Source organism: Trichocoleus sp. FACHB-262 (genome assembly GCF_014696035.1).
Taxonomy (GTDB): Bacteria; Cyanobacteriota; Cyanobacteriia; order FACHB-46; family FACHB-46; genus Trichocoleus.
In genome coordinates this window covers 1-26,692 of sequence record NZ_JACJPK010000108.1, presented here as the reverse complement: position 1 = coordinate 26,692, position 26,692 = coordinate 1, and the positions used below count along the sequence as shown (strand labels likewise).

General features: G+C 51.0%; 22 protein-coding genes, 1 tRNA gene and 1 pseudogene. 12 read left to right on the top strand and 12 right to left on the bottom strand.

What is annotated here, in order from left to right:
- Positions 1-118: 118 nt before the first annotated feature.
- From H6F68_RS25700 to H6F68_RS25690, 3 genes are all read right to left on the bottom strand, one after another.
- Positions 119-622 carry a hypothetical protein gene (locus H6F68_RS25700; protein WP_190563450.1) on the bottom strand — a complete coding sequence of 168 codons (504 nt, stop codon included), beginning with the start codon at positions 620-622 and terminating at the stop codon, positions 119-121.
- Between the two features lie 291 nt (positions 623-913).
- A complete protein-coding gene (gene gltX / locus H6F68_RS25695; RefSeq protein ID WP_190563448.1) occupies positions 914-2,359 on the bottom strand; it encodes a glutamate--tRNA ligase in 1,446 nt (481 codons plus the stop codon).
- 103 nt (positions 2,360-2,462) lie between these two features.
- A tRNA-Asp gene (locus H6F68_RS25690) sits at positions 2,463-2,536 on the bottom strand.
- Between the two features lie 82 nt (positions 2,537-2,618).
- Between H6F68_RS25690 and H6F68_RS25685 the strand changes: the two genes are divergently transcribed.
- Positions 2,619-3,128: a GNAT family N-acetyltransferase gene (locus H6F68_RS25685; RefSeq protein ID WP_190563446.1), complete on the top strand. Its 510-nt coding sequence runs from the start codon at positions 2,619-2,621 to the stop codon at positions 3,126-3,128.
- Here H6F68_RS25685 and H6F68_RS25680 read toward each other — a convergent pair.
- Both H6F68_RS25680 and H6F68_RS25675 read right to left on the bottom strand, forming a co-directional pair.
- Positions 3,120-4,595 (bottom strand): TM0106 family RecB-like putative nuclease, encoded by a 1,476-nt coding sequence (locus H6F68_RS25680; protein WP_190563444.1) that lies wholly within the window; start codon positions 4,593-4,595, stop codon positions 3,120-3,122. The genes H6F68_RS25685 and H6F68_RS25680 overlap by 9 nt on opposite strands.
- A 190-nt stretch (positions 4,596-4,785) precedes the next feature.
- Complete coding sequence (locus H6F68_RS25675; protein WP_190563442.1) at positions 4,786-5,571, bottom strand: hypothetical protein; 786 nt, start codon at positions 5,569-5,571, stop codon at positions 4,786-4,788.
- Between the two features lie 196 nt (positions 5,572-5,767).
- On the opposite strand from H6F68_RS25675, the gene H6F68_RS25670 reads away from it, so the two are divergent.
- From H6F68_RS25670 to H6F68_RS25640, 7 genes are all read left to right on the top strand, one after another.
- Positions 5,768-6,982, top strand: coding sequence for an aminotransferase class V-fold PLP-dependent enzyme (locus H6F68_RS25670; protein ID WP_190563440.1), 1,215 nt, complete (start codon positions 5,768-5,770; stop codon positions 6,980-6,982).
- 15 nt (positions 6,983-6,997) lie between these two features.
- Complete coding sequence (locus tag H6F68_RS25665; RefSeq protein ID WP_190563438.1) at positions 6,998-8,077, top strand: glycosyl transferase; 1,080 nt, start codon at positions 6,998-7,000, stop codon at positions 8,075-8,077.
- A gap of 52 nt (positions 8,078-8,129) precedes the next feature.
- Positions 8,130-8,528 (top strand): secondary thiamine-phosphate synthase enzyme YjbQ, encoded by a 399-nt coding sequence (locus H6F68_RS25660; RefSeq protein WP_370527502.1) that lies wholly within the window; start codon positions 8,130-8,132, stop codon positions 8,526-8,528.
- A 137-nt stretch (positions 8,529-8,665) separates the two neighbouring features.
- Positions 8,666-9,382, top strand: coding sequence for a CAP domain-containing protein (locus H6F68_RS25655; RefSeq protein ID WP_190563436.1), 717 nt, complete (start codon positions 8,666-8,668; stop codon positions 9,380-9,382).
- Between the two features lie 196 nt (positions 9,383-9,578).
- Entirely contained in the window at positions 9,579-11,432 is a 1,854-nt protein-coding gene (locus tag H6F68_RS25650; protein ID WP_242065662.1) for an alpha/beta hydrolase, read from the top strand.
- 202 nt (positions 11,433-11,634) lie between these two features.
- On the top strand, positions 11,635-12,090 hold the full coding sequence (locus H6F68_RS25645) for an NfeD family protein (RefSeq protein ID WP_313930245.1): 456 nt from the start codon (positions 11,635-11,637) through the stop codon (positions 12,088-12,090).
- Positions 12,091-12,180: 90 nt separating this feature from the next.
- On the top strand, positions 12,181-13,008 hold the full coding sequence (locus H6F68_RS25640) for an SPFH domain-containing protein (protein ID WP_190436456.1): 828 nt from the start codon (positions 12,181-12,183) through the stop codon (positions 13,006-13,008).
- 23 nt (positions 13,009-13,031) lie between these two features.
- On the opposite strand, the gene folP is transcribed toward H6F68_RS25640, so the two are convergent.
- A complete protein-coding gene (gene folP / locus H6F68_RS25635) occupies positions 13,032-13,898 on the bottom strand; it encodes a dihydropteroate synthase (RefSeq protein WP_190563434.1) in 867 nt (288 codons plus the stop codon).
- A 190-nt stretch (positions 13,899-14,088) separates the two neighbouring features.
- On the opposite strand from folP, the gene H6F68_RS25630 reads away from it, so the two are divergent.
- Both H6F68_RS25630 and H6F68_RS25625 read left to right on the top strand, forming a co-directional pair.
- The gene (locus H6F68_RS25630; protein ID WP_190436450.1) at positions 14,089-14,460 is read left to right on the top strand and encodes a response regulator; all 372 of its coding nucleotides are present in this window, start codon (positions 14,089-14,091) and stop codon (positions 14,458-14,460) included.
- Between the two features lie 33 nt (positions 14,461-14,493).
- Positions 14,494-16,314 carry a histidine kinase N-terminal 7TM domain-containing protein gene (locus tag H6F68_RS25625; protein WP_190563431.1) on the top strand — a complete coding sequence of 607 codons (1,821 nt, stop codon included), beginning with the start codon at positions 14,494-14,496 and terminating at the stop codon, positions 16,312-16,314.
- Between the two features lie 54 nt (positions 16,315-16,368).
- Here the strand turns inward: H6F68_RS25625 and tpiA are convergent, their stop codons facing one another.
- The 3 genes from tpiA to H6F68_RS25610 all read right to left on the bottom strand — a co-directional run bounded on the left by tpiA (position 16,369) and on the right by H6F68_RS25610 (position 20,313).
- Entirely contained in the window at positions 16,369-17,097 is a 729-nt protein-coding gene (gene tpiA, locus H6F68_RS25620; protein ID WP_190551682.1) for a triose-phosphate isomerase, read from the bottom strand.
- A 197-nt stretch (positions 17,098-17,294) separates the two neighbouring features.
- Positions 17,295-19,445 (bottom strand): polyribonucleotide nucleotidyltransferase, encoded by a 2,151-nt coding sequence (locus H6F68_RS25615; protein ID WP_190563429.1) that lies wholly within the window; start codon positions 19,443-19,445, stop codon positions 17,295-17,297.
- Between the two features lie 316 nt (positions 19,446-19,761).
- A complete protein-coding gene (locus tag H6F68_RS25610) occupies positions 19,762-20,313 on the bottom strand; it encodes a GNAT family N-acetyltransferase (protein ID WP_199300355.1) in 552 nt (183 codons plus the stop codon).
- A gap of 130 nt (positions 20,314-20,443) precedes the next feature.
- On the opposite strand from H6F68_RS25610, the gene H6F68_RS25605 reads away from it, so the two are divergent.
- Both H6F68_RS25605 and H6F68_RS25600 read left to right on the top strand, forming a co-directional pair.
- Entirely contained in the window at positions 20,444-23,836 is a 3,393-nt protein-coding gene (locus H6F68_RS25605) for a DEAD/DEAH box helicase (protein ID WP_190563427.1), read from the top strand.
- Positions 23,833-24,741 (top strand): SWIM zinc finger family protein, encoded by a 909-nt coding sequence (locus tag H6F68_RS25600; protein WP_242065661.1) that lies wholly within the window; start codon positions 23,833-23,835, stop codon positions 24,739-24,741. Before H6F68_RS25605 ends, H6F68_RS25600 begins: the two co-directional genes overlap by 4 nt.
- Positions 24,742-24,765: 24 nt before the next feature.
- Here the strand turns inward: H6F68_RS25600 and H6F68_RS25595 are convergent, their stop codons facing one another.
- The 3 genes and pseudogenes from H6F68_RS25595 to H6F68_RS25585 all read right to left on the bottom strand — a co-directional run.
- Positions 24,766-24,951 carry a PCP reductase family protein gene (locus H6F68_RS25595; RefSeq protein ID WP_190436434.1) on the bottom strand — a complete coding sequence of 62 codons (186 nt, stop codon included), beginning with the start codon at positions 24,949-24,951 and terminating at the stop codon, positions 24,766-24,768.
- 228 nt (positions 24,952-25,179) lie between these two features.
- Complete coding sequence (psbC, locus tag H6F68_RS25590) at positions 25,180-26,565, bottom strand: photosystem II reaction center protein CP43 (RefSeq protein ID WP_190436428.1); 1,386 nt, start codon at positions 26,563-26,565, stop codon at positions 25,180-25,182.
- Positions 26,549-26,692, bottom strand: a pseudogene (locus H6F68_RS25585) (photosystem II protein D2); the annotation flags it as partial. The pseudogene H6F68_RS25585 and the gene psbC, both read right to left, overlap by 17 nt.

The following is a 26,692-nucleotide window of genomic DNA, read 5'->3' as shown; positions in this document are numbered from 1 at the left end:
TGGCCCTCTAGCAGAGGCTTCAGCCCTTGAGTGTGGAGTCACTGAATTGGCACCTTAGCAACTCCCCACTCAAACTGAACTTATTCATGGATAGGCTGAGATGATGGACGGACAACCATTAACGAACTTCTGAGAGCTTGATGCGATAAGGATGGTAGCTAGCAGGTTTGTAGGAACCGATCCAGATTTTATAGGTTCCAGCAAGCCATTGACCTGCAATACCGGGGTTTTTACCTTGATGGTCATCATTACACCAGGTGCCACCTGGCCCTTGAATCACCAAGGTAGTATCTTCAGGGCTTTCAACTTCCAAGCTGAGGTAATCGAAAAAGCCTGTCAGCGAGAGGGTGTGGTCTGGCTTAGTATCCATATAACCGCTGCACGGCCCTGTCACCGTATCATTGCGTTTTGCGATACTTGTAGCCGCCACTGACCCCCCACTAATACCCTGAATTCTAGTTGGGTCTGGGGAAAACTTGGGACCGAGCTTAATGTTTTCAAAAATCGAAAGTAAGGGAGATTGGGCTGACTGCGCTTGTGCCGGGGTCGTGATCAAACCTCCAGCTACGATCGCGATCGCGATTGGCAATCCTACTCCTCTGCCTAGCCCACTGTTGCGCATTCTGGTTGCCCTTAACTGCTTACTGACGGAATGTAGCAAATAGCAATCATGTCGCTAACAGATCGCCATTGCTCTAAACCTACATTTCTGTTATTCGGAGTGTAATGAGCACGCTTGCGCCCAATCCCACTCCGTAAATGATTGGTGAGAACTACTCTTGTAAAAAAGACGGTAGGGTTCCTAACGGAGTTCCCTACCCTTCGCTTGAGATAGTTTTACCACCCTATCTCCTTCAGTAGCTAGTATCTTTGGTTTTGATTGAATGATTTGCTACAAGGCCGACACGAAGATTTACTGAGCCACCGTCAAAGCTTGTTGCAGACGGGGTAAATCTTGTCCCTTCTGATGCAGAAGCAGCCAAGACTGAAGTAAATCAGGCCCATGTAAGTCTCCAGTCAATCCGGCGCGTAGCGATCGCATCACTAGGCCTTTCTTGACGTTCTGCTCTTTCACCACCTGCTTGATGATGTCTTGCGCTTGCTCAGCAGTCAGACTGTGGTCGGTCGGCAAAGCTGCAGCCACCGCTTGCAGAGTAGCAGCCGAGCCTGCTTGCTGGAGTTGTGTCTTAGCTTCGTCAGTAAAAGCAATCGGGTTGAAGAACAACTGGCTCATCTCGACTGCATCTTTTAGAAGTACCAAGCTCGCTGCTAGTAAAGTCGTGAGCTCCTCTAGCCAAGCGCGATCGCCTGTGGGGTCAAACTCGTACCCAGCGGCTTGCCAAAAGGGAATTAACAAATCTGTCAGGCGATCGACAGGTATTGCGTGGAGGTATTGGCTGTTGATCCAATTCAGCTTATCCCAGTCAAACTTGGCTCCTGCTTTGTTGACGCGATCGAAACTAAACAGCTCAGCTGCTTCAGGTAGGGTAAACAACTCTTGAGTGGCGTCTGGTGCAGACCAACCGAGCAAGGTCATGTAATTAGCCAACGCTTCTGGCACGTAGCCCATCTGCTTAAAATCGGAAATGGAAGTGACGCCATCCCGCTTAGAGAGTTTGGCTCCCGCTGAGTTCAGAATCAGTGGCGTGTGACCGAATTCTGGCGCTTTAGCCCCTAAGGCTTCGTAGAGCAGAATTTGTTTGGGCGTGTTGCCAATATGGTCTTCTCCCCGAATCACATGGGAGATTTTCATGTCAATATCATCGACAACCACGACAAAGTTGTAGAGGGGTGGTCCAACTTCATCAGCGGCAGCGGCCCGCGCAATCACCATATCGCCCCCCAGATCGCGCCCTTTCCAAGTGACTTTGCCCCGGACTAAATCATTCCAGCTAATCTCTCGGCCATCCTCGATTTTGAATCGAATGACAGGCTGACGGCCCTCAGCAATAAAAGCCGCTTCTTGCTCAGGCGTGAGGTTCCGGTGACGGTTGTCGTACCGAGGAGCCTCGCTTCTTGCCTTCTGGGCTTCGCGCATGGCATCCAACTCTTCCGGTGTTTCGTAGCTGCGGTACGCTAAGCCTTTGTCCAGCAGAGATTGAATTGCCTGCCGATACAAATCCATCCGTTGGGTTTGGTAGAACGGCCCTTCGTCCCAAGTCATGCCTAGCCAGGTCAAACCTTCCAGGATGTTTTGGGTGTATTCCGGACGCGATCGCTCTATGTCAGTGTCCTCAATCCGCAAGATAAATTGACCACCCTGATGGCGGGCAAACAGCCAGTTAAAAACCGCAGTTCTGGCAGTACCAATATGCAAGTTCCCTGTGGGGCTGGGGGCAAGACGGACTCGAACAGTCATAGGTCAAAGTTAGAAAGGATGCAATTAGGAGGGATGAAAAAGGATGAGGGATGAAGAAGATTTTAATTCATCCTTCATCCCTCATGCTTCACATTTTATTTTACGGGACTGACGGGGCTCGAACCCGCAACTTCCGCCGTGACAGGGCGGTGCTCTAACCAATTGAACTACAGTCCCTTGCAAGTCGCGATTTCTATTATGCTGATGTTTCACGGGTTTGTCAAACGTTTTCTCAAATTCTTCTTGAGGGATTTTTTGGATGCTAATTCGGGATGCGGTGGAGGCTGACCTACCCGCGATCGTAGAAATTTACAATGTCACCATTCCTAGCCGCAGGGTCACGGCTGACACCCAACCTGTCACAGTGGAGAGTCGTTTGGCTTGGTTACGCGATCGCGATTATCAATCTCGACCTTTATGGGTAATGGAGCAGGAGCAAACTGTGGTGGGTTGGCTCAGCTTTCAATCTTTTTATGGCAGACCCGCCTACCAAGCCACTGCCGAAGTGAGTGTTTACGTAGCTGCACCTTATCAGCGTCGAGGAATTGGGCAAGTTCTTTTGCAGCAAGCCATTCAGCACAGCCCCCAGCTAGGCTTAAAAAACTTGCTCGGCTTCATCTTTGCTCACAATCAACCGAGTTTGCGGTTGTTTGAGAAATTTGGCTTCCAGCAGTGGGGCTATCTCCCGCAAGTCGCTAGTCTCGATGGCGTAGAGCGAGATTTAGTAATTCTGGGACGCAAAATTTCTAGAACAAAACCTCTAGACTAACTCTGAGCAGAGTTCTGCTTGCAGGAACCCAACCAACCAATCTTTGATCTGGTAAGTGGCGCGACAATCATCTTCGTTGTACTGCACGATCGCATCTAGGTAAGCGCGATCGCCTGTTTCTAGCCACTGGCTATACCAGCAAATTGCCTGGGCTCCATTGGCTTTGGCATCGCGCCAGTCAAACCCCACCCAACGAGCGATCGGTTTGAGGGCATAGCTTTCGACGGGCAAAATTACCGTACGAGTCACCCGCTCATGCAAATCGACAAAGCGGTTGAGCAGTGGTCGTACCCAATGAGATGGTGTGTCGTACAGCTTCGCCAAGCGCGCTACGGTTTGAGGCTCATAGGGGCAGAAATGAAAAATCGGAGCATCTGGATAGTCGTTGACTAACTCCAAAAACTGCTGCCAAACCAAAACCTCGTCTTCTGGCCGCTCCGCCAACAAGGGATGGAATGTTTCTTGCTGAGTTCGGCGATCAACAACCAATACCCCGTGTAGAAAAGCCACATTCAGGTCTGGTTCGGCTTCAATGTCAAAATAAAGTTCGACTGGGGCAGTCGGCAGTTCTTGGGACAAGTTTAAAGGCTTGCTGGAAGGTGACTTGTCTGGGTAGGCGATCGCTCGATTCTCTAACACAGCTTGCGCTTGCCAAACTAGCCTTTGAGCTACTTCTGGACCAAAGCCAGGTAAAGTCTCCAGCCTGGTTGGTGTAGAACTGGCTAAAGATTCGACTGTAACTAGATCAAGGGCTTGCAACTGTGTGTAGCGGCTAGCAGTGACTCCAGGCAGCAGCGATAGATGCCGTTGCGCTTGCGCTACTCCCGAACAGTAGTTCAGCCAACCACACAGGTTACAGCGGTTGCGAGCAATGAAAACTTCTGGGGCTTCTGGGGCAAGCAGAGTTTGCAGACACTCTTGCAAAATCGTTTGCATCTGGGGCAATAAAGTCCACAAATCGACTTCGTAAGCTCCTTTTTCTCGCAAAATTAGCCAACTTGTCTCAGGCCAAGCGCCTTGCACCGCAGCCAAAACATAGGTATGAAACGTAGCCAGAATTTGATATTCCAGCTTGGGGCGCTTGCCTAACCTAATTTCAGTTGGGACGTAAATCCAATCGCCAAAGTAAGACTGACCAGGCTGCTTGATCAGGAGATCGGGCTGACTCACCAAGGTCACTCCTTCTGGTGTCTCCCTTAGGAGAATCCCTTGGTAAATGCACTCTACTCCCTGCCGCATCATTTCCAGGGTGGCTTGGCTTCCAGCAATCCAATCTCTCGGCGGCCAGGTGGGTTGCTGCCAAGCATACTCTGTCAACACAGTGCGTCGATGAGCCGCGCTGTCCTGGATTAACTTGAGCAAGTAATCGCTCGGAGGATCTCGTTGAGTGAGATCTCCATAGATATCTAGGAAGGCTCTTCGACTACAGCGTTGATACTGTAGTAGGAGTTCAGTAGTCAGGAACATGCCTTCAACGCTAGCAGGAAATTTGCTTAGTTGTGGTATTTAGAGACTGCTAAATCAGCCTACTTTGTCGAAGAACCCAGATTCATCTCATGATCAGCAACGCCAAAGGGCCTCTGGTGGTTGTATATGAGAATGATTTGAGTAGTCCATACCACTCAAATCATTCCAAACTTTAGCCCTACCAGAACGCTTACTTACGCAGGAAGCCAGCGGGATCTAGACGCACGTTGGCACAAACGATGCCAGGGCCAACAGGAGTGCCTTGGGTCGAGTGGATGTTTAGGTAGCCAATGTCTGCCAAAGCAACCGGGGCAGATAGCTGAACAGGGCTGAAGGGTGAACCAACCCGACCAAAGCCACCAGCACTAGATTGCAGTGGTGCGATCGCGGCCAAATCTGTAATAACGCCGCCACCGACTTCGGAATCTAATAGAGCTTTGTCGCCTTCGCAACTGGTGGGGTTAGCATCAGTCAGAGCGCCATGAAAGTGATAAGGCAGAGTCTGGCTAGGCTCTAAACCTGTGGTCGCGAAGTAGTAGCCTGTGACTTGATCTTCGTCGTTCACAAGTAGGGCACCACTGCCTAAAATCTTGCTAAAGCGAGGCTGGTAGCCAGGAATAACTCTGGTGCTAGCCGTTTCTCCAGCAGTAGAGACAAGCACGATGGGAAGAACTCGTTGGTCAGAAGCTTGCCCAGTTGGAGCTGGGGTTTCCTCGGCAGGGGTCTCTTCAGCGGGAGCTTCTTCAGCAGGAGTCTCCTCGGCGGGGGTTTCCTCAGCGGGGGTCTCTTCGGCGGGAGCCTCTTCAGCAGGAGTCTCTTCAGCTGGGGTCTCCTCAGCGGGAGCTTGTTCTTGAGCGATCGCGCTCTGCTCCCCGATCAGAGCCATGCCGATGCTGCCACTAGCACCCATTACAGTCGCTAGTCCAACAATCAGAACAGATTTCAGCAGGGAGCTACGTAGTTGCCAGTTTGCCATAGGGACTCTAATTCCTCACACGAACACTAAATATTTTTCCTTAAACAATTTATAAGAATCTATCTAATTGGGGATGTATCCCAGGATTGATTTCTCTAGGCAAATTGCTAAATCATTGGAAATTCTAAGGCTACGCTCATGTCGTCATAACTTAAATTGCTAAAATGCTAGGGCTTGCCCACTGACTTGAGCCGCTATGACCAGCACGCTTCCGGTTCATCACCTTCTAGAGCGTCATCGCCACCAGTTTCCTGCCTTAGCGAATAAAGCTTATTTCAACTACGGTGGTCAAGGCCCAATGCCCCAAGCGGCTTTAGCAGCAATGCAGCAAGCGCACTTGCAGATGCAACAAGCTGGCCCATTTTCTAATAGCAGCAATGTCTGGATTAATCAGGAATCTCAGCAAACTCGCCAAACGATCGCTGCAGAGCTGGGCGTAACGGCTGAAACCATCACCTTGACGGATAGCGTCTCGACGGGCTGTAATATTGCACTCTGGGGTATCAATTGGCAACCTGGCGATCGCATTTTGATGACTGACTGTGAGCATCAAAGCATCATCGCTGTGGTTCAAGAAATTCAGCGTCGGTTTGGCGTAGCGGTAGACGTTTGCCCGCTGATGGCAACGCTGAATGCAGGTGATCCGGTGGCGGCGATCGCGCAACATTTAACAGCTAATACTCGCCTGGTTGTTCTCAGCCATATTCTGTGGAACACGGGCCAGTTGCTTCCCCTAGGAGAAATTGTGGTGGCTTGCCACGCCTACCCAACTCAACAACATCCGGTACGGGTTTTAGTGGATGCAGCGCAATCGGTCGGGGTGTTACCGCTCGACCTGGCAGCACTAGCGGTCGATTTCTATGCGTTTACAGGCCATAAGTGGTGGTGTGGACCTGCTGGAGTCGGTGGATTATACATTCGCCCAGACACTCTAGAAACGTTGCAACCAACCTTCATTGGCTGGCGAGGCATCACCACGGATGCTAATGGCCAACCCGCAGGGTGGGAACGAGGCGGCAAACGGTTTGAGGTAGCCACTTCCGACTATGCCTTATATCCTGCGTTGAGAGTGGCGATCGCGACTCAGAGCGAATGGGGTTCAGTGGAAGCTCGTTATCAGCGGATTCAAGTTTTGAGCGGCTACCTATGGCAACAACTGAAGGAGTTACCTGCTGTTCATTGCTTGCGGACTGCACCACCGGAAGCAGGTCTGGTTTCTTTCGGGCTGGTAGATCAAGGGGCAGGGCGATCGCACCGTCAACTGGCGCAGTTTTTAGAGAGCCAAGGTTTAATGGTTCGTACCATTCTGAATCCTGATTGTGTCCGCGCTTGTGTGCATTACCTGACTTTAGAATCGGAGATCGATCGCTTGGTGGTGGGCGTGCAGCAGTTTTGTCAAACGGTGGGGTAGGAGGAGAGCTTAGGCATGTCGCGACCCGTTTTATATGTGGCAATTACCAATCACGGTTTTGGTCACGCCACTCGTGCTGCTTCGGTAGTGGCAGAAATTCAACGCCTCTGCCCAGAGATTTTGGTGGCAATGGTGACAACGGCCCCCCGGTGGTTGCTGGAGTCGTATGTAAGTGGTGACTTTATTCACCGTCCCCGTGGCCTAGATGTCGGGATTATCCAAAGCGACAGCATCACGATGGACAAAGCCGCCACGCTGGAAAAACTGCGGCATATCCGGGCGCAAGAGCGATCGCTGATTGCCTCAGAAGTGAACTTTATTCAGCAAAATCGCGTGGGGCTGGTGTTGGCGGATATTCCTCCCCTGGCTGCCAAAATTGCCAAAGCCGCTGGCGTACCTTGCTGGATGATGAGCAACTTTGGTTGGGACTTTATCTATCAAGCTTGGGGCGGTGAATTTGTTGAGATAGCGGATTGGATTCGGGGTTGCTTCCAACAGTGCGATCGCCTGTTTCGCCTACCTTTCCACGAATCGATGAGCGCCTTTCCCCAAATTACAGATGTGGGTTTAACCGGAGGCTCGCCTCGCTTTGACTTAGATCAGCTCCGCGCCACGTTTAATCTCACTGCCCCGCCAGAGCGAACCGTTTTACTCACCTTCGGCGGTTTGGGTCTGGATCAAATTCCTTATCAGAATTTGCAGCGCTTCCCTGATTGGCAGTTCATCACTTTCGATCGTCAAGCTCCAGATTTACCGAACATACGCCAAGTCACCGATCACCAATACCGTCCGGTGGACTTTATGCCTTTGTGTGGCCGTTTAGTCTCCAAACCGGGATACAGCACCTTTGCCGAAGCTTGCCGTCAGAATTTGCCGATTATCACCATCACTCGCGATGACTTTGCCGAATCGCCTGTCTTGTTAGCAGGCATTCAGGAGCATGCTCAGCATCAAATTCTGCAACCAGATGAATTTTTCCACAGCGACTGGGAGTTTTTGCACCAATCACCTCAACCCCCGCGTCAGTCTGAAGCGGTCAGAACCGATGGCAATCAGGCGATCGCTGAAGCGGTGATTCAGCACTTTGCCCAGTAAATTTATTCAATTAACCAGCTATTCAAAATTCATGCGCCATTACCAACGTTTCGTGACAATCTCAACTGCGGGTAAGTCGCTGGCTAAAATCACCTCCAAGATTCAGGCGATCGTGGCGGAGTCAGGGATTGAGACGGGGCTCTGTACCTTGTTCTTGCGACATACTTCGGCGAGCTTGCTAATTCAAGAAAACGCTGACCCAGACGTGTTACGCGATTTAGAAAACTTTTTTGCCAAGCTTGTCCCCGAAGATAGCCAACGCTACATTCACAGCGCTGAAGGCCCAGACGATATGCCCGCTCACATCCGAACGGCCTTAACTCACAGCTCCGAGCAAATCCCCATTTCTCAAGGACGCTTAGTCCTAGGCACCTGGCAAGGCATTTATGTGTGGGAGCATCGCCAACGCAGCCACACCCGCGAGCTAGTGGTACATATCACTGGAGATTGAAACCCGCTCAATGTCGCACTTTTACGGGCATGAAATTTCTGAGCGGCGATCGCAACGGTGCTTTCACGGTATCTCTGCTAGCTACCTTTTTATAGGATAAACCCGGAAAATGGAGCATCCGATAGAGCGATCGCAGTATGTCAAGTTTGTCTTCCCGCAGTTCGCGATCGAGTTGGCGCAAGACTTGCCCTAAACAGGTTTGGTTAAGCTACGCTGCCTTGTTTGCAGTCCTATGGACGATTCCACCCGTTTTTCATTACATCAAGCAGGCCCAACGCGGCCATCCGTTAGATGCTCACTATTTTTGGGCGGAGCTATCACCGGAAAAAGTTTTCCATCTCGGCCTCTATAACGGTCCTGGGGGCAGCAATTGGAAGATTGGCCTGCCGATCGCGACTCTTTGGACTGCTTCAGCGCCCCGCTCTTTGCCAGAGCTACAGAAGCTTGGCCTGGAGGTGATGAACCGCGATCGCCAACTCAACGGCTTGCCTACTTTGGTAGAAGATCCGCTCCTCTCCCAAGCCGCGCAACTCCATGCCCAAGACATGATGAATCGGCACTATTTTGCTCACAACTCGCTAGAGGGCCGCACGCCAACCGAGCGGTTTCACGCGATCGGTGGGGCTCCGAGAGTGGGCGTAGGAGAGAACATTATTTATGTCCAAGACTCCAGCGTCGGACTCACCTACCGAGATATTGAAATGTTTCAGAAGGGCTGGATGTATAGCAACGGTCATCGAGACAATATTTTGAAGCCAGAGTACGTCAAGTTTGGCTACGGCATTGTAATTGACCCCGTTTCCGGGCGCAAATTTGCAGCTCAAGAATTTGCTGTCCCCGCTCCAACTCCCTAACCAATTTCTTACCAATCTTTCAGTCAGCTCGGCATCAGGAATACATCAAACGCTTCAACTTTCTACTACCTTTAAAGCAGGTGGGAACAACCCGCAACAGATTCCTTCTACCAAATTGTCTTGCTAAGTGTTTTGGCAAACTTAGGCTTTTGCATAGCCCAGAGTCATTTGCCAAAGCGGTTCTAGCAGTTCATTGATGTTGAACTTGTCGCCATTCGAGAACATGCCGCAGTTTTTCTGGCCTCAGCCGAGAGTCGCCTCCTCCCCAGCCGTCCATTCAGCTTTACCACAACGTTATCAAAGGTGGATGCAAGGGCTCTTATGCAGTGCTGCTGTCGCGCTTAGTTGCAGTATTGCCAGCCCTAGTCATGCGGCAGAACGGCTCACATTACGCCTCGGCCCCTTTCAGCAGACGATCGCGATCGCGGATTTAGAAGAATTTGCCAAGACGGGAAAACTGTCTCCCGCACTCAAACCTTATGCACTAGTCTTGACCCCTGACATCCGTAAAGCTCTGGCCGATCGCCTAGAACTTGACCCGAATATTGGCGATCAAGTCGTGAATGAGCTGTTGCGCTCCCCAGCTGGCCAAAGAATGCTAGCTGCCTTGGGCGTGGCGATTCCGGGTAGTAATGTAGAACAACTGCAAGCCGCGATTACGCTGGCGGCCCGTCAGGTCGATGGCTTGAGTGTCCTGGCGATCTTGAGAGCATTCCCCCAAGAAACTGTGACGGTAGATGTCACTTCGATCGCGGCGCTCGCCTCGCAACTCAACTTTTCCTACTGGGAAAGCCAAGCTCTCAGCCCCATTTTAGAGCGCGAGTTGAAGGTAGACTCTGCCTTTACCGCCGCCTTTGACCCTACGGTGCCTGGGCCTCAGGTCGTAGAGCAAAAGACTCTGGTGCTGCGCGATCGCCAACGCCAGCGTACTCTTCCTGTGGATCTTTACTGGAGCGATCGCCCTAGTGGTCCTTTGGTTGTGCTTTCTCACGGCTTTGGCGCGAATCGGACTTTCCTGGCTTATTTGGCACGTCATTTAGCTTCCTATGGGCTGACGGTAGCCGCGATCGAGCATCCTGGCAGCAACATGGCCTGGTTAGCGAGTCCTTCGCCAGGTCAGGCTCGCGATACTTTACTCTCAGCCGCCGAGTTTGTTGAGCGCCCCAGGGATGTCAGCTTTTTGCTGGATCAGTTGGCACAACTAAATCAAAAACCTGGTGCCTTGCGGGGGAAGCTGAATACAAACCAAGCCAGCGTCATGGGGCACTCATTAGGAGGGTACACAGCCCTGGCTTTGGCAGGAGCGGAACTGAATGTGGTCGGGTTGCGCCAGTTTTGCCAAGAGCACATCCCCCTCGGTTTATCTCCTGCCGACTGGTTGCAATGTACCGCTATTGATCTACCAGAACGTCGGGTGAGCTTGCGCGATCCAAGAGTGGTGCAGGCGATCGCCCTCAATCCTGTCATTGGTCGTTTGTTTGGGCCAGAAGGACTGAAGCGAGTCGCAACGCCAACCTTGATTTTGACGGGTACAGAAGACAGCCTGACCCCGACCCTAACCCACCAGTTACAACCTTTCGCCCAACTGCCTAATCCTAAATATTTAGTCACCGCGATCGGAGGGACTCATCTGAGTGTGGGTGATCCAGCGAATTTTAGCGACTTGATTACCCAAAGTGCTTTAGTGCGAGAACGGCAAGGCAAAGAAACTGCAAATCTCCGCCAATTGCTGCAGGGAGTGAGTTTAGCTTTTATCAAGCAACTGACTCCAGAGGCTAAGCAATACCAACCGTTTTTAACTTCTGGCTATGCCCAATCACTCTCTACAGCCCAAATTCCGCTACGCCTGAACACAAAATTGCCAGCCAGCTTAGCGCCTTGGATGAAAGTAGCAGCCCTGCCGCCCCATCAACTGAATACTCAAGTAAATCAGCAGGTTTCGGCGTTGGCCTATTATTTCGTGGCTTGTAACTCAGTGCTTTACACCGTTAGTGCCTCATTTGGCAGCTCTGCGTGGCAACTCGGTTCGCGTCGTCCAGGTTCTGGCTGATCGTTTCTAGCTGATTGGGATGGCAAAAGCTCAATTGGTGGCATTCCACCAGAACGAGTCACCAGTTTGTACACTGGGAGTAGGATCTAGCAACTGAACTATCTTGCCAACCAGCTTGGGGCTGCACGATTGACGCTGCATGACGTAGCCTAGCTCCCTTGCAAATGCTGGTATCTTATCCCCTCTTCACTGGTCACCTCTGGTGGTAACTCTACCTGCTCATAGTCTGTGGCTGATTGGCGGCATGCTCTGTCTAGCCTTAGGGACGCTGATTCCTGAACCAAGCATCCCGGCTTTAGGCATCGCCGCCATCATTACCGCGATCGCCACCATTGGCGTTCCTTCTCCCCTCGCCCAAATGATTTTATGGGGGGTGCTGTCCTTCACCCTAGCGAGTTTCATGCGATCGCTGATGCCGAAAGAAGCCAAAACTCTCAAGCACGATACCGAAGCTTGGGTCAGAACTGCCATTCCGGCAGGTGGAATGGGGCTTGTCATTTATGAAGGAACGCTTTGGCAAGCTTGCTGTCAGTTACCAGATGTGGCGATCGCAATCCAGCAGCGGGTCTATGTAGTGGGGCGGCAACGCAACACCCTCCTGGTTATCCCTGCCAACTACCCGGACCTTAACATTTCAGACAGACTCCCCTCAAGCTGACTAAACTAACCACTAAACTGAAAAGTCGTAGTCTGAGTAATTTTGGCTCTGCGTTTCTGCCCAACCCACTCATCGGGAGTTGATTGACTTATGGAGTCTATTCTTGCCGCCTTAGCTTTAGTCATTGTCGGTTATACCGTCGGCTCTGTAAAAATCATCAACCAAGGCAACGAAGCGCTGGTAGAACGTCTGGGCCGCTATCACCGCAAACTCACTCCTGGCTTGAACTTTATCGTGCCTTTTGTAGACTCCATTGTTTTGGAAGACACGGTACGGGAGCAAGTCTTAGACGTAGAACCCCAAGAAGCCATTACCAAAGACAACGTGGCTTTGAAAGCGGATGCGGTGGTTTATTGGCGGATTCTAGAGTTAGAGCGAGCATTCTACTCGGTAGAAGATGTGGAGTTGGGGATTAAAAACCTGGTGCTAACAACTCTGCGATCGGCTTTGGGCCAAATGAAAGTAGAAGACACCTATTCATCTCGCTCCGAAATTAACCAAACCCTACTGCATCAGCTCGATGAAGCGACCGCAGCTTGGGGCGTGAAAGTAACGCGGGTTGAGGTGCAGAACATTTCACCGCCTCCCTCCCTCCTAGAATCGATGGCGCAGCAACGAGCGGCGGAAATTCGCAAGCGGGCTTCCATTTCTGAGGCAGAGGGCACGGTTGAATCGATGCGGTTAATTGCGAAAGCGCTGCAAGCTCAACCCAATACGAGTGAGGTGCTGAAGTACCTAATTGCTCAGCGGTATGTAGAAGCCAATGAAAAAATTAGTGAAAGTCCTAACTCCAAAGTCATTTTCATGGACCCGAAGGCTTTGAGCGAAGCTTTGGAGAACTTGATGGAAACACCAACCACGCCCGATGGTTTTGATCCGGGACTCGGTGGCGGTCCTGGTAATGGTGCTTCATCCTGACTCAGGCAGGTTTTACCTGTAAGTTAAGCCAGTTCTTGCCGCCAAATTGCATCTGCTACAAGGCAAACATCTCGCAGTTCCTGGACATCATGCAATCGCAGTAGGTCAGCGCCGCCAGCGATCGCGGCACAACAAGCAGCCGCTGTTCCCCAGACTCGTTGCTGTGGGTCCGGCTGATTCAAAATATGACCAATAAAACTTTTGCGGGAAGGCCCAACCAGAATTGGGCAACCTAAGGCTCGAAACTCTGAGATGCGGCGCAGCAGTTCTAAGTTTTGCGAGTAAGTTTTGGCAAAGCCAATTCCCGGATCAATCATTAGGTGAGCAGGGTTAATTCCCGCCGCGATCGCCGCTTCTATGCGAGCTTGCAAAAAGGCTTGAATCTCGCCGACTAAGTCTTGGTAATCAGTCAACTGTTGCATTGTCTGAGGGGTGCCTCGGATATGCATCAAGATCAGAGGGACTTGCAAGGCAGCCACAGTAGATAGCATCTCTGGATCAAAGGTTGCACCCGAAATATCGTTGATGATGTCAGCTCCAGCCTCTACCGCCGCTTTAGCGACAACCGCTCTGGTTGTATCTACCGAAATGGGCACATCCAGTTGCGATCGCACCGCTTTTATCACCGGAATTACCCGCGCTAGTTCTGTTTCTACATCTATCTCAGCGGCCTGGGGTCGGGTAGACTGACCACCAATATCTAGAACGTCTGCACCAGCCGCAACTAAATGTTTGGCCTGCTCTAAGGCTGTCGCCAAGGAGTCAAATTTTCCACCATCACTAAAGCTGTCTGGGGTAACATTCAGAACTCCCATCAAGTAGGTACGTGCTCCCCAATCGAAGCGATTATTTCTAATTGTCCAGGTTGTCCAGGTAGCACGCGTTAGCATTGAAGTCACTAGATATACAGTAGCGAAAGATACCGAATAGACTATTCTGAAGGTGAAGTCAACCCACGTAGGAAACCGGTGGTCATTTCAGCATCTTGCTATACAACTAGATATAGAGACGCTTAGTTATACAGCAATAATATTTAGCCGTTATTTAGCCGTTTTTGAGCCAGCAGGCTAGCAAAAAAATATGACCAAAATTTTACTCGTTGAAGACAACGAGGTGAATTCTTTTATGATGTTACGGCGGCTTCAAAAGCGCGGCTACCAAGTTGTACATGCTGCCGATGGGGTTCAAGCAATCGCGATCGCCCAAGCAGAGACACCCGACTTGATTCTAATGGACATGAGCCTACCCGTTCTGGACGGTTGGCAAGCAACTCAACAGATCAAGGCTGCTCCTACCACCCACACCATTCCCATCATCGCGCTGACCGCCCATGCCCTGGCAGGCGATCGCGAAAGATGTCTAGCCGCAGGGTGCGATGAATACGAAACGAAGCCAGTCAACTTCAATCAGTTACTAGAAAAAATGCACTTTTTTCTGAACAAGCCTCTTTAGGCTGCCCCTTTATTAACGTGGGGATTTTCTAGGATGCTGCGCTGGCAGTCTACTCCTTATGCTATTCCGCTCCTCATTGCCGCTGGGGTCTCCATCACCCTCGTGTACCTGGCATGGCGGCGTCGCTCTGCGAGTATTGCTAATACCTTTGCCCTGTTCATGTTGGGTGTTTCACAATGGTTGCTCGGATATATCTGGGAACTGAGCAGCAGCGACCTCGCTAGCAAAGTTTTAGCAGGGAAAGTTCAGTACTTCGGCATTGTGGTGGTGCCAGCGGCTTGGTTACTCTTTGCCCTCCAGTACACAGGGCGAACCAAGTGGATGACTCGGAGAAACTTGCTCCTGCTGACCATTGAACCGCTGGTCATGTCACTTCTGGTGTGGACGAACGAGTGGCATCGGCTAATTTGGTTCCAGACGGAACTTGAGCAAATTAGCTCCTACACCCTCCTGAGCGTGACCCACGGCATTGGGTTCTGGATTCATGCCGCTTACTCCTACCTCATAACTGGGTTGGGCACGGTTCTAGTCGTGCAAGCGTTGCTGCGTTCTCCTCAGCTCTATCGGGGGCAAGCTTGGGCTTTATTGATCGGGGCGATCGCGCCTTGGCTCGCTAATGCCCTCTACCTCTTACGCTTAAATCCCTTTCCTCACTTAGACCTTACTCCATTTGCTTTCACAGTCACAGGAGCCGCGACAGCTTGGGGATTGTTCCGCTTCCGTCTGCTCGACATTGTGCCTGTGGCTAGAGATGCCGTCATTGAGAGCATGAGCGATGGCGTGATGGTTTTAGACCTTCAAAATCGGATTGTAGACCTCAATCCTGCGGCCCAACAAATGATTGGGTGGAATGCCGCCGCGATCGGACAACCTGCCATGCGTGTGCTGGCCCAGTGGCCGCATTTACTACAGGAGTATGGCAACCTTTTAGAAGCACATACCGAAATCAGCTTTGGCACTGGCGAGGATGAACGCTGCTTTGATCTACGCATTTCTCCCTTGACTGACTCCTACCGTCGCTTAACAGGTCGCTTAATTGTTTGGCGAGATGTGACTGAGCGGAAGCAAGCGGAGGCTAAATTGCAAGCGGCAAAGGAAGCAGCAGAAGCCGCTAACCGGGCCAAAAATACCTTCCTAGCCAACATGAGCCATGAGTTACGGACTCCGCTCAATGCCGTGATTGGCTACAGTGAGCTAATTCAAGAAGAACTGCAAGAAATGGGGCATGAGGAGTTTGCTTCTGGTTTGGAGACGATTGGCAGGTCAGGACATCATCTGCTCGCACTGATCAGCGATATCCTAAATTTCTCCAAAATTGAAGCAGGCAAAATGGATCTCTATGTCGAGACCTTTGACCTGGCGACACTAGTAGAAGAGGTCGTTGCCACCATTTATCTGTCTCTGAGAGAGAACGATAACAAGCTACAGGTTAACCTGGCAGCTAATTTAGGTTCTATGCAGGCTGACTTGATGAAGGTGCGTCAAGTCCTCTGCAATTTATTAAACAATGCCACCAAATTCACGCAACAAGGGCTGATTACCTTGACGGTCTACAAAAGCCAGACCCGCCTGGCTATAGGAGCAGCTACAAGCTCAGACTGTTTTATCTTCGAGGTTGCTGATACGGGGATTGGCATTACCCCAGAGCAGATGCAACAAATTTTTCAACCTTTTACTCAAGCAGACGCTTCAACCACCCGTCGCTATGGTGGCACTGGCTTGGGTCTATCGCTGAGTCGCCGTTTCTGTCAAATGATGGGGGGTGACATCACCGTTGCGAGTGAGTTTGGCCAAGGTTCCGTGTTTACCATCTGCTTGCCGACCCAGGTCAACAGTGACGCCCATTTGGAATAATCTTTAACAGGGGCACCTACAAGAGGTGCCCTGCTTGGGTATAGTTGCTAGGTTCTACGCTTGGTGGTTGACGATCCGGGCAAAGCTCTTGGGATCTAAACTGGCACCACCGACTAAAGCCCCATCGATTTCTGGTTGAGCCATAATCTCATCGATGTTGTCTGGCTTGACAGACCCACCATATTGAATTGAGACATTGGCGTTGGTTAACTTCTGACGAATTAACCCAATCACGCGATTGGCTTCTGCTGAATCGCAAGTATCACCAGTGCCGATCGCCCAAATAGGTTCGTAGGCAATCACTAGATTCTGCTGGTCAACGCCTACTAAGTCTTTTGCCAATTGGTTAAAGATCACGGCTTCGGTTTCGCCAGCGTCCCGCTGCTGCTTGGTTTCGCCCACACACAAGATGGGGGTGAGGTTATGCCTTTGGGCTGCTCTCAGGCGCAAGTTTACGGTTTCGTCGGTTTCACCAAAGTACTGTCGGCGCTCGCTGTGACCCACGACTACAAACCGCACCCCAATTTCAGCCAACATGGCACCAGCAATTTCACCCGTGTAGGCACCCACGTCTTCCCAATGAACGTTCTGAGCGCCTAACTGAACTCGGCTACCATGCAGGCTCTTAGACAACAGCCCTAAATCTGTAAACGGAGCGCAAACGACTACTTCCCGCTCATCTGGGGTTGCATCCAATTCGGACATAAATCCTTGCAAAAACTCCAGGGATTCTGCCTGGGTTTTGTACATTTTCCAGTTGCCAGCAATAACGATTTTGCGCACAGGTGCTTCAGCCAAACTCACAACACTTCGAAATGCAACCTCCAGTTTAAGGCTTTGAGGGGGCAGTTTTACTTAGGAACCCAGAATTAAACTCAAAGCGATCGCCCTTCTCCAGTTAGGAAAAAAGCGATCGCTTGAATTAAGAGTTTTAGCCAGTGAACCGATATACTAGCTCACTGGCTAAAACCTAATGTTACTTATTCCGCAGTCACAGCTTCACGCGCGGCAGCAGCTTCGTCGGGATGAATACCCAAACGAGTGAGGTTGACGCGGCCCCGGTTGTCAATTTCCCGGACCTTCACCACTACTTCATCGCCAACCGCTACTTCATCTTCCACCTTGCCGACCCGGTGCTCAGCCAACTGAGAAATGTGGATCATCCCTTCTTTACCAGGGAGGAATTCCACAAACGCCCCAATTGGAATAATCCGAGTCACGCGGCCTGCATAGACATCTCCCGCATTCAGCTTGCGCGTCATGCCTTGGATGATGTTGCGGGCCCGCTTCGCCTTTTCGCCATCGACTGCCGAGATGGTGACGGTGCCATCATCTTCGATGTCGATCTTGGCTCCGGTTTCTTCGGTAATGCCTTTAATCGTCTTACCACCTGGGCCAATGATCATGCCGATCAAATCTTGATCGATCTTGATCGTCAGTAGGCGGGGCGCGTAGGGTGAGAGTTCCTGACGCGGTTGGTCGATCGTGGCCAACATCTTATCCAGGATGTGCATCCGGGCAGGCTTGGCTTGGGCGATCGCCTTGGAAATGATTTCCATTGACAGCCCAGTGATCTTCATGTCCATCTGTAGCGCTGTGATGCCGCTATCGGTTCCAGCTACTTTGAAGTCCATGTCACCCAGAAAGTCCTCGATGCCTTGAATATCGGTCAGAATTCTGACTTCGTCACCTTCCTTAATCAGACCCATTGCCGCACCGCTAACAGGTTTGGTAATCGGTACACCCGCATCCATTAGGGCCAGGGTAGAACCGCAAACGGAACCCATCGAGGTGGAACCGTTGGAAGACAGCACCTCAGACACAACCCGAATCACATAGGGGAATTCTTGCTGAGTCGGCAAGACAGGCACTAAGGCGCGTTCTGCCAGGGCACCGTGGCCCACTTCCCGACGACCAGGCGATCGCATGGGCCGAGTTTCGCCCACCGAATAGGGGGGGAAATTGTAGTGGTGCAGATAACGCTTTTGCTCGTCGGGGTGCAGGTCGTCTAGTTCCTGGGCATCGCCAGGAGTACCCAATGTGGCAACCGACAACACCTGAGTCAAGCCCCGGTTGAATAGGCCAGTGCCATGTACACGCGAAGGCAGTACCCCAGTCCGACAAGAAATGGGCCGTACTTCATCCAACTTCCGCCCATCTACACGCACTCCGTCTTCAATCACTTGACGACGCATGAGGGTTTTGGTGATGTCTTTGAAGGTGTTGCCGAGCGCTTTGGAGTTTGCTGCTGCGGCGACTCGTACCGCATCGGTTTCTTCCAAAGCCGCAATTTCACTGGCGATCGCTTCTTTGACCTGATCTAAAGCGGCATCTCGTACCTTTTTGTCTGGTTCAAAGCGGGCCAGAATTTCTTTAATCTGAGCCGTGGCGCGATCGCGAATGAACGTCTCTAGCGTCGAGTCGATTTCGGGGGGCGTTTCTTGCACCAGAGCAATGCCCAACTCTTCCAGCAAATCACGCTGAGCTTGAATCAGGTCGCGCACCGCTTCATAACCAAAGTCGATTGCCTCGATCATGTCTTGCTCAGGCAACTGGTTCGCCCCTGCTTCCACCATGACCACGCCATCGGGCGAGCCTGCAACAATCAAATCCAAATCGCCAGACTCAATTTCGGTGTAGGTCGGGTTAATAATAAAATCATCACCCACCAAACCGACGCGCACGGCTGCCATTGGGCCATTAAAGGGAATCTGAGCCAACAACACCGCAATGGAAGCTCCCGTCACCGCTAGCACATCGGGGGGGACTCGCTCATCCATTGACACGGTGGTTGCCACCACTTGAATGTCATCCCGCAACCAACCGGGGAATAGTGGCCGCAGGGGACGGTCAATTAGACGGCTGGTCAGGGTTGCTCTTTCGGGGGGACGACCCTCACGCCGGAGAAATCCGCCTGGAATCCGACCTGCTGCATAAAGTCTTTCTTCGTAGTCCACCAGCAATGGCAAGAAATCAATTCCTTCTCGCCCTGTGGCTCTTGTAGCCGTCACTAGAACCGCCGTATCGCCCGATTGAATTAATACTGATCCGCCTGCTTGGGGGGCCAGCAAACCAACCTTAAGTCGAATATCCCGTCCATCAAAGGATATTGACTTGTCTATCTCTACCATGTAGCGTTCGTTCCTTTGTTGTTCTTATTTTTTTCTTCTGTGGCAATCGTAGCACTGATGCCCTTGTGCTGCCTTTACAGGAGAGTCTTTGGAGGCGATCGCTTGAATAAATTAGCCAGGGCAATTCCTTACCTAGCCCTCAATCTTTAGTCATTCAACTCAACAATAATTAATGATTTTTTTGTGAGAGCTCGCTAGAAATTGCAGGTATAAACCATGCCTTCAATGGCTGATTTTGTTATTGCTTGCTCACGAAACTGAGCCGAGAGATGCTCATGGCTTGAGCAATAATTCAACAAGTTATTGGTAAGCACAATCAGCGTAAAGACCGATATAGAATGAGGGCATCAACTTGAGAGCCATCAGCTAACTGTACAGCTTCAGGAATTCGCCCAATGGTGCTGAATCCTAAAGATTGCCATAGGCTGATGGAAGGGGTATTGGTGGCAAACACCAAGTTAAATATCACCGCCTCATAACCTTGGGCAGTGGCGATCGCTAACATTGACTCTCCCATCCAGCGCCCAATTCCTTGGCCGCGAAGACTCGATTCCACAATAAACCCAGCATTGCAGAGATGGCTGCATCGTCCTGGAAAGTTGGGCTTGAGATAAAAGGCTCCTAGGATCTTCGGTAAGTCCTGGCCCCCTAGGTCGTTCACCCCCCGCACGACAAAGGCATCATGAGTCGCCCAATAAGCTGCAAATTCACTTTCGCCCAAAGGTTGTATTTGAGGATAGGTTTGGCCTTCAATAATGACAATATTCAACAGTTCCCGAACCCACTCGCGATCGGCAAGCTGCATCCGATCGAGCTTGGCTGACATTCCATTTCGTAGCGTTTTATAGAGCGGCAACTGGATATTCATTCAGTAATTAACAAAAGACTGATCAGCTCAGAATTCTTAGTTCAAGAAAGTCATGGCTACGCAGATGGCAAGCTTCGGTAGGTTTTACTCCAACTTTTAATCCTGATAAAATTCGGCAACTTAAAATCGCATGGCAATTTTACACGGTAGTTGGTTACTGCAAACTTCCAAAAATGTGGCTCATCAGAGTGCATCAGAACTAGGCGAGCATTCATCTCTGAATTTCACGGGCTGTTTTTTTGTTTGGGGTGAGACGTGGCGACGGATTGCTGAAGACACTGCCATTACCACTGACCAAATTCCTGAGCATCCCTTCGCGATCGCACCTAGCGAGTTAGCCGAGTTCCTGCGATCGCTGCAACAAGCAGGCAAGCTCAAGTGGACTTTACCAACTGCTGCCGTGTCTCCAGCAGCAAGCTCAACTCCGGCGGGACGCTCTCGTAAACGTGCCGCAAGTACTGCGATCGCCGTTGAACCTGCTACCACTGCCGATGGCGAGATCACTTGGCGATCGCAAGTTTTGGCTTTGCCCACTTGGGTTACAGCCACAGCCGCTATCCCACAACATTCGGCTGCGGCAGTTAGTGAAGCTGAAGTCACACCCGATGCCCTCTGTCTCTCTTCTTGGCGAGTCGAAGGCTTTTGTCTACCACCCTTGGCTGCAATGCAATTTTTGCAGGCTTTGCCGCTGAGTTCCTTTGGTGCGGAAGACTCGTTTGTGGGCGATGATTTGCGGTTTTGGTCCCACATGGCTCGTTGGAGCCTAGATTTGCTGGCGCGATCGAAGTTTCTGCCGATAGTACAAACCAATGCCAATGCGGTAGTCGCTCGTTGGCACGTGCTTTTAGACAGTGCCACTGACCAAGCTCGATTAGAAAAGTTTAGTCAGCACTTACCTGCGGTTTGCCGCACTTATCAAGCTGCATCTCCATCTGCGTCTCAAGTCCAAGCCCTAGACTTACCCCTAGCTCCGCAAGATTTAATTCGAGAATTCTTAAACAATACGTTGGATGCCCAAGTTAGAGCGATCGCCAGTCCTCCAACTTTTACGCCAGCTTCAGGCGATCGCCGCAAACCAGACGCGGCCATTGATCCAGCTCTGCAACTGTGGCTTCAAGCGTTAAGCACTGAATCTGATTTAGTCGCAACCGATCCAACGACCGTAGGGCGTTTAGAATCTGCTTTACAGACCTGGACAGCTCCGCTCCAAGATTATTTGGTGGAGCAGCGACGGTTTCGGACTTGCTTCTATTTGCATCCTCCAGTCAGTGGTCAAACGGAATGGCTCCTGGAATATTTCTTGCAGGCAGCTAATGATGCCGACTTTTTGCTAAGTGCCCCCACCATTTGGAGCAATCCAGTGGAGCGGTTAGTGTATTTAGGCCGCACGATTGAGCGACCACAAGAAACGCTACTAGCAGGCTTAGGGCTCGCTTCAAGACTGTACCCGTTGCTAGAACCGAGCTTACACGAGCAACGACCTCAGTTTTGTCGTCTCACCGCTTTGCAGGTGTACGAGTTTATTAAAACGGCAGCTTGGCGCTTGCAAGACAGCGGCTTTGGCGTGATTCTCCCCCCTGGGCTAGCCAACCAAGAAGGCTGGGCCAACCGTCTCGGACTGAAAATTCAAGCTGAGACTTCTATCGCGGGCGATCGCCGTTTAGGGCTACAAAGCCTGCTGAATTTCCGCTGGGGTTTGTCCATTGGGGGTCAAACGCTTTCCAAAGCAGAGTTCGACCAGTTGGTAGCACTCAACACACCTTTGGTCGAAATCAACGGTGAGTGGGTAGAACTGCGTCCTCAAGATATCCGCGCCGCCCAGAACTTCTTCGCAGAACGTAAAGACCAGATGGCTCTTTCTCTAGAGGATGCCTTGCGAATTAGCACAGGCGACACTCAAGTGATTGAAAAGCTTCCCGTTGTGAGTTTTGAAGCTTCCGGTGCTTTGCAAGAGCTGATTAATGCCCTCACCTCTGGCAGCCAATCTGTAGAAGCGATCGCCACTCCCACTACCTTTAAAGGAGAACTGCGCCCCTACCAAGCCCGTGGTGCAGGATGGCTAGCATTTCTGGAGCGCTGGGGTTTGGGGGCTTGCCTCGCGGACGATATGGGTTTAGGTAAAACCGTGGAGTTCATTGCTTTCTTGTTACATCTACAGGAGCAAAACGCTCTAGAACAACCGACCTTGTTGGTCTGTCCCACTTCTGTATTAGGGAATTGGGAGCGAGAAGTAAAGAAATTTGCTCCCACCCTCAAAGTGATGGTGCATCACGGTGACAAGCGTCCTAAAGGTAAAGCTTTTGCTAAAACTGTTAAAGGTCAACATTTAGTCATTACGAGTTACGCTCTGATTCAGCGAGACCTGAAAGATCTGCAAACTGTGAGTTGGCAGGGAGTGGTGCTAGATGAAGCTCAAAATATTAAAAATCCAGACGCTAAGCAATCGCAAGCAGTCCGACAGTTAGAGAACCACTTTCGCATTGCCTTGACAGGAACTCCCGTAGAGAACCGCCTCTCGGAGCTGTGGTCCATTTTGGACTTCCTCAATCCTGGCTACTTAGGGCCAAAGAACTTCTTTCAACGACGATTTGCGATTCCGGTCGAGCGTTACGGCGATACTGCCTCGCTTAAAACCTTGCGATCGCTGGTGCAACCTTTTATCTTGCGCCGCCTCAAGAGCGATCGCAGCATTATCCAAGATTTGCCCGAAAAACAGGAAATGACTATTTTCTGTGGGCTGACTGCCGAGCAAGCAAAACTATATCAGCAGGCTGTCGATGCTTCCTTGGCCGAAATTGATAGCGCTGAAGGCATTAAACGGCGAGGCATGATTTTGGCACTACTGGTGAAACTAAAGCAAATTTGTAACCACCCAGATTTGGGGAAGGATGAAGGCGGAAAGAGGAAGGATGAAAAAACAACTACTTCATCCTTTAAAGCTCGTTCAGGCAAACTTCAGCGCTTGGAGGAGATGCTGGAAGAAATTTTAGCGACGAGTGAAGAAGTGGGTGCCAACCGAGCCGATCGCGCCCTAATCTTTACTCAGTTTGCTGAATGGGGCAAATTGCTCCAAGACCATCTACAAAAACAGCTCAAGCAAGAAATTCCATTCCTATACGGCAGCACCTCCAAGAAACAGCGCGAGGAAATGGTCGATCGCTTCCAACAAGATCCACAAGGCCCTCAAATCTTCATTCTTTCCCTTAAAGCAGGCGGAGTGGGTCTCAATCTAACTCGCGCCAACCATGTCTTCCACTTCGATCGCTGGTGGAATCCAGCAGTCGAAAACCAAGCGACTGACCGGGTATTCCGTATCGGTCAAACTCGCAATGTCCAGGTGCATAAGTTTGTCTGCAACGGCACCCTGGAAGAAAAAATTCATGAACTAATCGAAAGTAAAAAAGCCTTGGCCGAGCAGGTAGTAGGAGCAGGTGAACATTGGCTAACTGAGCTGGATACCGATCAACTCCGCAACTTGCTCTTGCTCGATCGCAGTGCTGTGATTGATGAGGATGCCGAATGACCCACTATTCTTCTAATCTCCCTAAAAACAACCCACCGCCCAAAGCTACCACTGCCGCTGATGGCGTTTCTCTCCAGCCCAGTCGCGAGTGGTGGGCACAGCGCTGGGTAGATGTTCTAGAGTCCTTTGGCTGGCGGCGACGGTTAGAACGAGCTCGCAATTACGCTCGGCAAGGCAATGTTCTAGAACTAGAGTTCCAGGGGCCAAAGGTATCTGCCCAAGTTCAAGGCACCGCTCCTGAGCCGTACCAAGTCTCGCTCTCCCTCGATCCGTTCGATGATGAACAATGGGGATATGTGATTGAAACCATGTCGCAGCGAGCAATTTTTTCCGCCAAACTACTGGCGGGAGAAATGCCTCAAAGCATCGAAGAAGTCTTTACTAGCAATGGTTTAAGCTTGTTTCCGTTGACGCGGTTCGACATCCACAGCAAATGCTCTTGTCCCGACCCTGCAAACCCCTGCAAGCATATTGGCGCGGTTTATTATCTGTTGGGCGATCGCTTTAGTGAAGATCCCTTTGTTCTGTTTGAACTCCGAGGTCGCACCAAAGAGCAAATCATTGCCGCCCTGCGACAAATGCGGAGTGCTAACAGTGAGGGAACGTCAGAAACAGTGCCAGAAGAAGCAACGAATGAGCGATCCCAACTCATTGCCCCTCTCAATCTCGACCAGTTTTGGCACTACAACGAACAACTAGAGTCCTCTTTGGTAGTAATTGCGCCTCCTCCCAGCACAGAAACAATTCTGGATGTGCTCGGCCCGATCTCTATCAAGCCAGAATCTAGCTCCAGTGCTGCTACGGCTCAACCTCCAACTTCAGCCGCAATGGATCACCTGCGCTCCATCTACACAGCTGCTAGCCAACAGGCCGTGTTATCAGCCATGAGCACGGAAGGCAGTTAATTAGAAACACTGTGGGGTTGGTGTTTATTGACCAAACTCTAAGCGAGCTTGCTCGACGAGTTCAGCCGTCACCGTATCCATCTCCCCTTCTCGCGCTAAATGCTCAATCCGCTGGCGTGCCTGCGATCGCACGAAAAAGGGAATATTTTGAAGTTTCACTTTGGCTTCAGGAGTCCATTTCAAAGCATCGGTTAGATCTGACTCACGCATATTCGTCTCCCTAAAACTGGGCTTTAGCTCTATCATTTCAAACTCTTGGCCCTGCTTTACTTTCCTTTTTGTTTCTTTTACGTTTCTATAAATCCTCAAATCCTCTTGCTTTTGTGTAGGCAAGGGCGATCGCCTTAAACATTGCCCCATTAAAAAAGCTCCTGCTATGACACAGGAGCTTGAAAGTTATTTGCCTATTAGGCTAAGACAAGCTTGATAGAGATAGTCTTAGTCTAGGTCAGGCATGGAGAGTACGGGTTCGCTCTCACGATTGATGCCTCGCTCAAAACCAGCCGCAGCAGCCCGTGCACGACCCGCATGCCACAGATGACCGACTAGGAAGAAGAAAGCGAGCACAAAGTGAGAAGTTGACAACCAAGCGCGAGGAGACACGAAGTTAACAGAGTTAATTTCGGTTGCCACACCACCTACAGAGTTCAAAGAACCTAGAGGAGCATGGGTCATGTACTCAGCCGCGCGGCGTACTTGCCAAGGTTGAATGTCGTTCTTGATCTTGTTGAGATCTAAACCGTTGGGACCACGTAGAGGCTCCAACCAAGGACCACGGAAGTCCCAGAAGCGCATGGTTTCACCACCGAAGATGATTTCACCCGTGGGGGAGCGCATCAGGTACTTACCAAGGCCTGTAGGACCTTGAGCAGAACCGACGTTTGCACCCAAGCGTTGGTCACGAATCAAGAAGGTCATTGCTTGCGCTTGAGACGCCTCAGGACCCGTAGGACCGAAAAATTCGCTGGGGTAAGCAGTGTTGTTGTACCAAACAAAGCAAGAAGCGATGAATCCCATCAGGGACAGAGCGCCCAAGCTGTAGGACAAGTAAGCCTCACCCGACCAGATGAAAGCCCGACGAGCCCAAGCAAAAGGTTTGGTCAGAATATGGAAAATACCACCGAAAATGCAAACCAAGCCGACCCAAATATGACCACCAACAATGTCTTCTAGGTTGTCAACGCTGACAATCCAGCCATCGCCACCAAAGGGGGACTTCAACAGGTAGCCAAAGATAGTAGCTGGGTTCAAGGTGGGGTTAGTAACAACCCGTACATCACCACCACCTGGTGCCCAAGTATCGTAGAGACCACCAAAGAACATCGCCTTGGCCACCAGTAGCAGAGCACCGCCTCCCAACAGGATCAGGTGAATACCGATGATGGTGGTCATCTTGTTCTTGTCCTTCCAGTCGTAGCCAAAGAAGGAGGAGTACTCTTCTAGGGTTTCGGGACCACGGACAGCATGGTAGATGCCACCCAAACCAAGTACCGCAGAAGAAATGAGGTGCAATACACCCACTACAAAGTAGGGGAAGGTGTTGATCACTTCACCACCAGGACCCACGCCCCAGCCTTGAGCAGCCAAGTGCGGTAGCAAGATCAAGCCTTGCTCGTACATCGGCTTCTCGGGCACAAAGTGAGCGACCTCAAACAAGGTCATCGCTCCAGCCCAGAAAACAATCAAACCTTGGTGAGCGACGTGAGCGCCCAACAGCTTACCAGACAAACTAATTAGACGGGCATTACCAGCCCACCAAGCAAAACCAGATGACTCTTGGTCGCGGCCACTGCCCGCAACCACTGGATTAGAGAGCGTTACCACGGGGCAGAACCTCCTCAGGGAAGACAAAGTTTTCGTGTGGCTGATCTTGAGGTGCCATCCAAGCGCGGATGCCCTCGTTCAGCAAGATGTTCTTCGTGTAGAACGTCTCAAATTCAGGGTCCTCCGC

What these genes read in the sequence shown, in the direction of transcription:
- H6F68_RS25700 (WP_190563450.1), bottom strand. Translation starts at nt 622, where the DNA reads ATGCGCAACAGTGGGCTAGGCAGAGGAGTAGGATTGCCAATCGCGATC.
- gltX (WP_190563448.1), bottom strand. Translation starts at nt 2,359, where the DNA reads ATGACTGTTCGAGTCCGTCTTGCCCCCAGCCCCACAGGGAACTTGCAT.
- H6F68_RS25685 (WP_190563446.1), top strand. Translation starts at nt 2,619, where the DNA reads ATGCTAATTCGGGATGCGGTGGAGGCTGACCTACCCGCGATCGTAGAA.
- H6F68_RS25680 (WP_190563444.1), bottom strand. Translation starts at nt 4,595, where the DNA reads ATGTTCCTGACTACTGAACTCCTACTACAGTATCAACGCTGTAGTCGA.
- H6F68_RS25675 (WP_190563442.1), bottom strand. Translation starts at nt 5,571, where the DNA reads ATGGCAAACTGGCAACTACGTAGCTCCCTGCTGAAATCTGTTCTGATT.
- H6F68_RS25670 (WP_190563440.1), top strand. Translation starts at nt 5,768, where the DNA reads ATGACCAGCACGCTTCCGGTTCATCACCTTCTAGAGCGTCATCGCCAC.
- H6F68_RS25665 (WP_190563438.1), top strand. Translation starts at nt 6,998, where the DNA reads ATGTCGCGACCCGTTTTATATGTGGCAATTACCAATCACGGTTTTGGT.
- H6F68_RS25655 (WP_190563436.1), top strand. Translation starts at nt 8,666, where the DNA reads ATGTCAAGTTTGTCTTCCCGCAGTTCGCGATCGAGTTGGCGCAAGACT.
- H6F68_RS25650 (WP_242065662.1), top strand. Translation starts at nt 9,579, where the DNA reads ATGTTGAACTTGTCGCCATTCGAGAACATGCCGCAGTTTTTCTGGCCT.
- H6F68_RS25640 (WP_190436456.1), top strand. Translation starts at nt 12,181, where the DNA reads ATGGAGTCTATTCTTGCCGCCTTAGCTTTAGTCATTGTCGGTTATACC.
- folP (WP_190563434.1), bottom strand. Translation starts at nt 13,898, where the DNA reads ATGCTAACGCGTGCTACCTGGACAACCTGGACAATTAGAAATAATCGC.
- H6F68_RS25630 (WP_190436450.1), top strand. Translation starts at nt 14,089, where the DNA reads ATGACCAAAATTTTACTCGTTGAAGACAACGAGGTGAATTCTTTTATG.
- H6F68_RS25625 (WP_190563431.1), top strand. Translation starts at nt 14,494, where the DNA reads ATGCTGCGCTGGCAGTCTACTCCTTATGCTATTCCGCTCCTCATTGCC.
- H6F68_RS25615 (WP_190563429.1), bottom strand. Translation starts at nt 19,445, where the DNA reads ATGGTAGAGATAGACAAGTCAATATCCTTTGATGGACGGGATATTCGA.
- H6F68_RS25610 (WP_199300355.1), bottom strand. Translation starts at nt 20,313, where the DNA reads ATGAATATCCAGTTGCCGCTCTATAAAACGCTACGAAATGGAATGTCA.
- H6F68_RS25605 (WP_190563427.1), top strand. Translation starts at nt 20,444, where the DNA reads ATGGCAATTTTACACGGTAGTTGGTTACTGCAAACTTCCAAAAATGTG.
- H6F68_RS25600 (WP_242065661.1), top strand. Translation starts at nt 23,833, where the DNA reads ATGACCCACTATTCTTCTAATCTCCCTAAAAACAACCCACCGCCCAAA.
- H6F68_RS25595 (WP_190436434.1), bottom strand. Translation starts at nt 24,951, where the DNA reads ATGCGTGAGTCAGATCTAACCGATGCTTTGAAATGGACTCCTGAAGCC.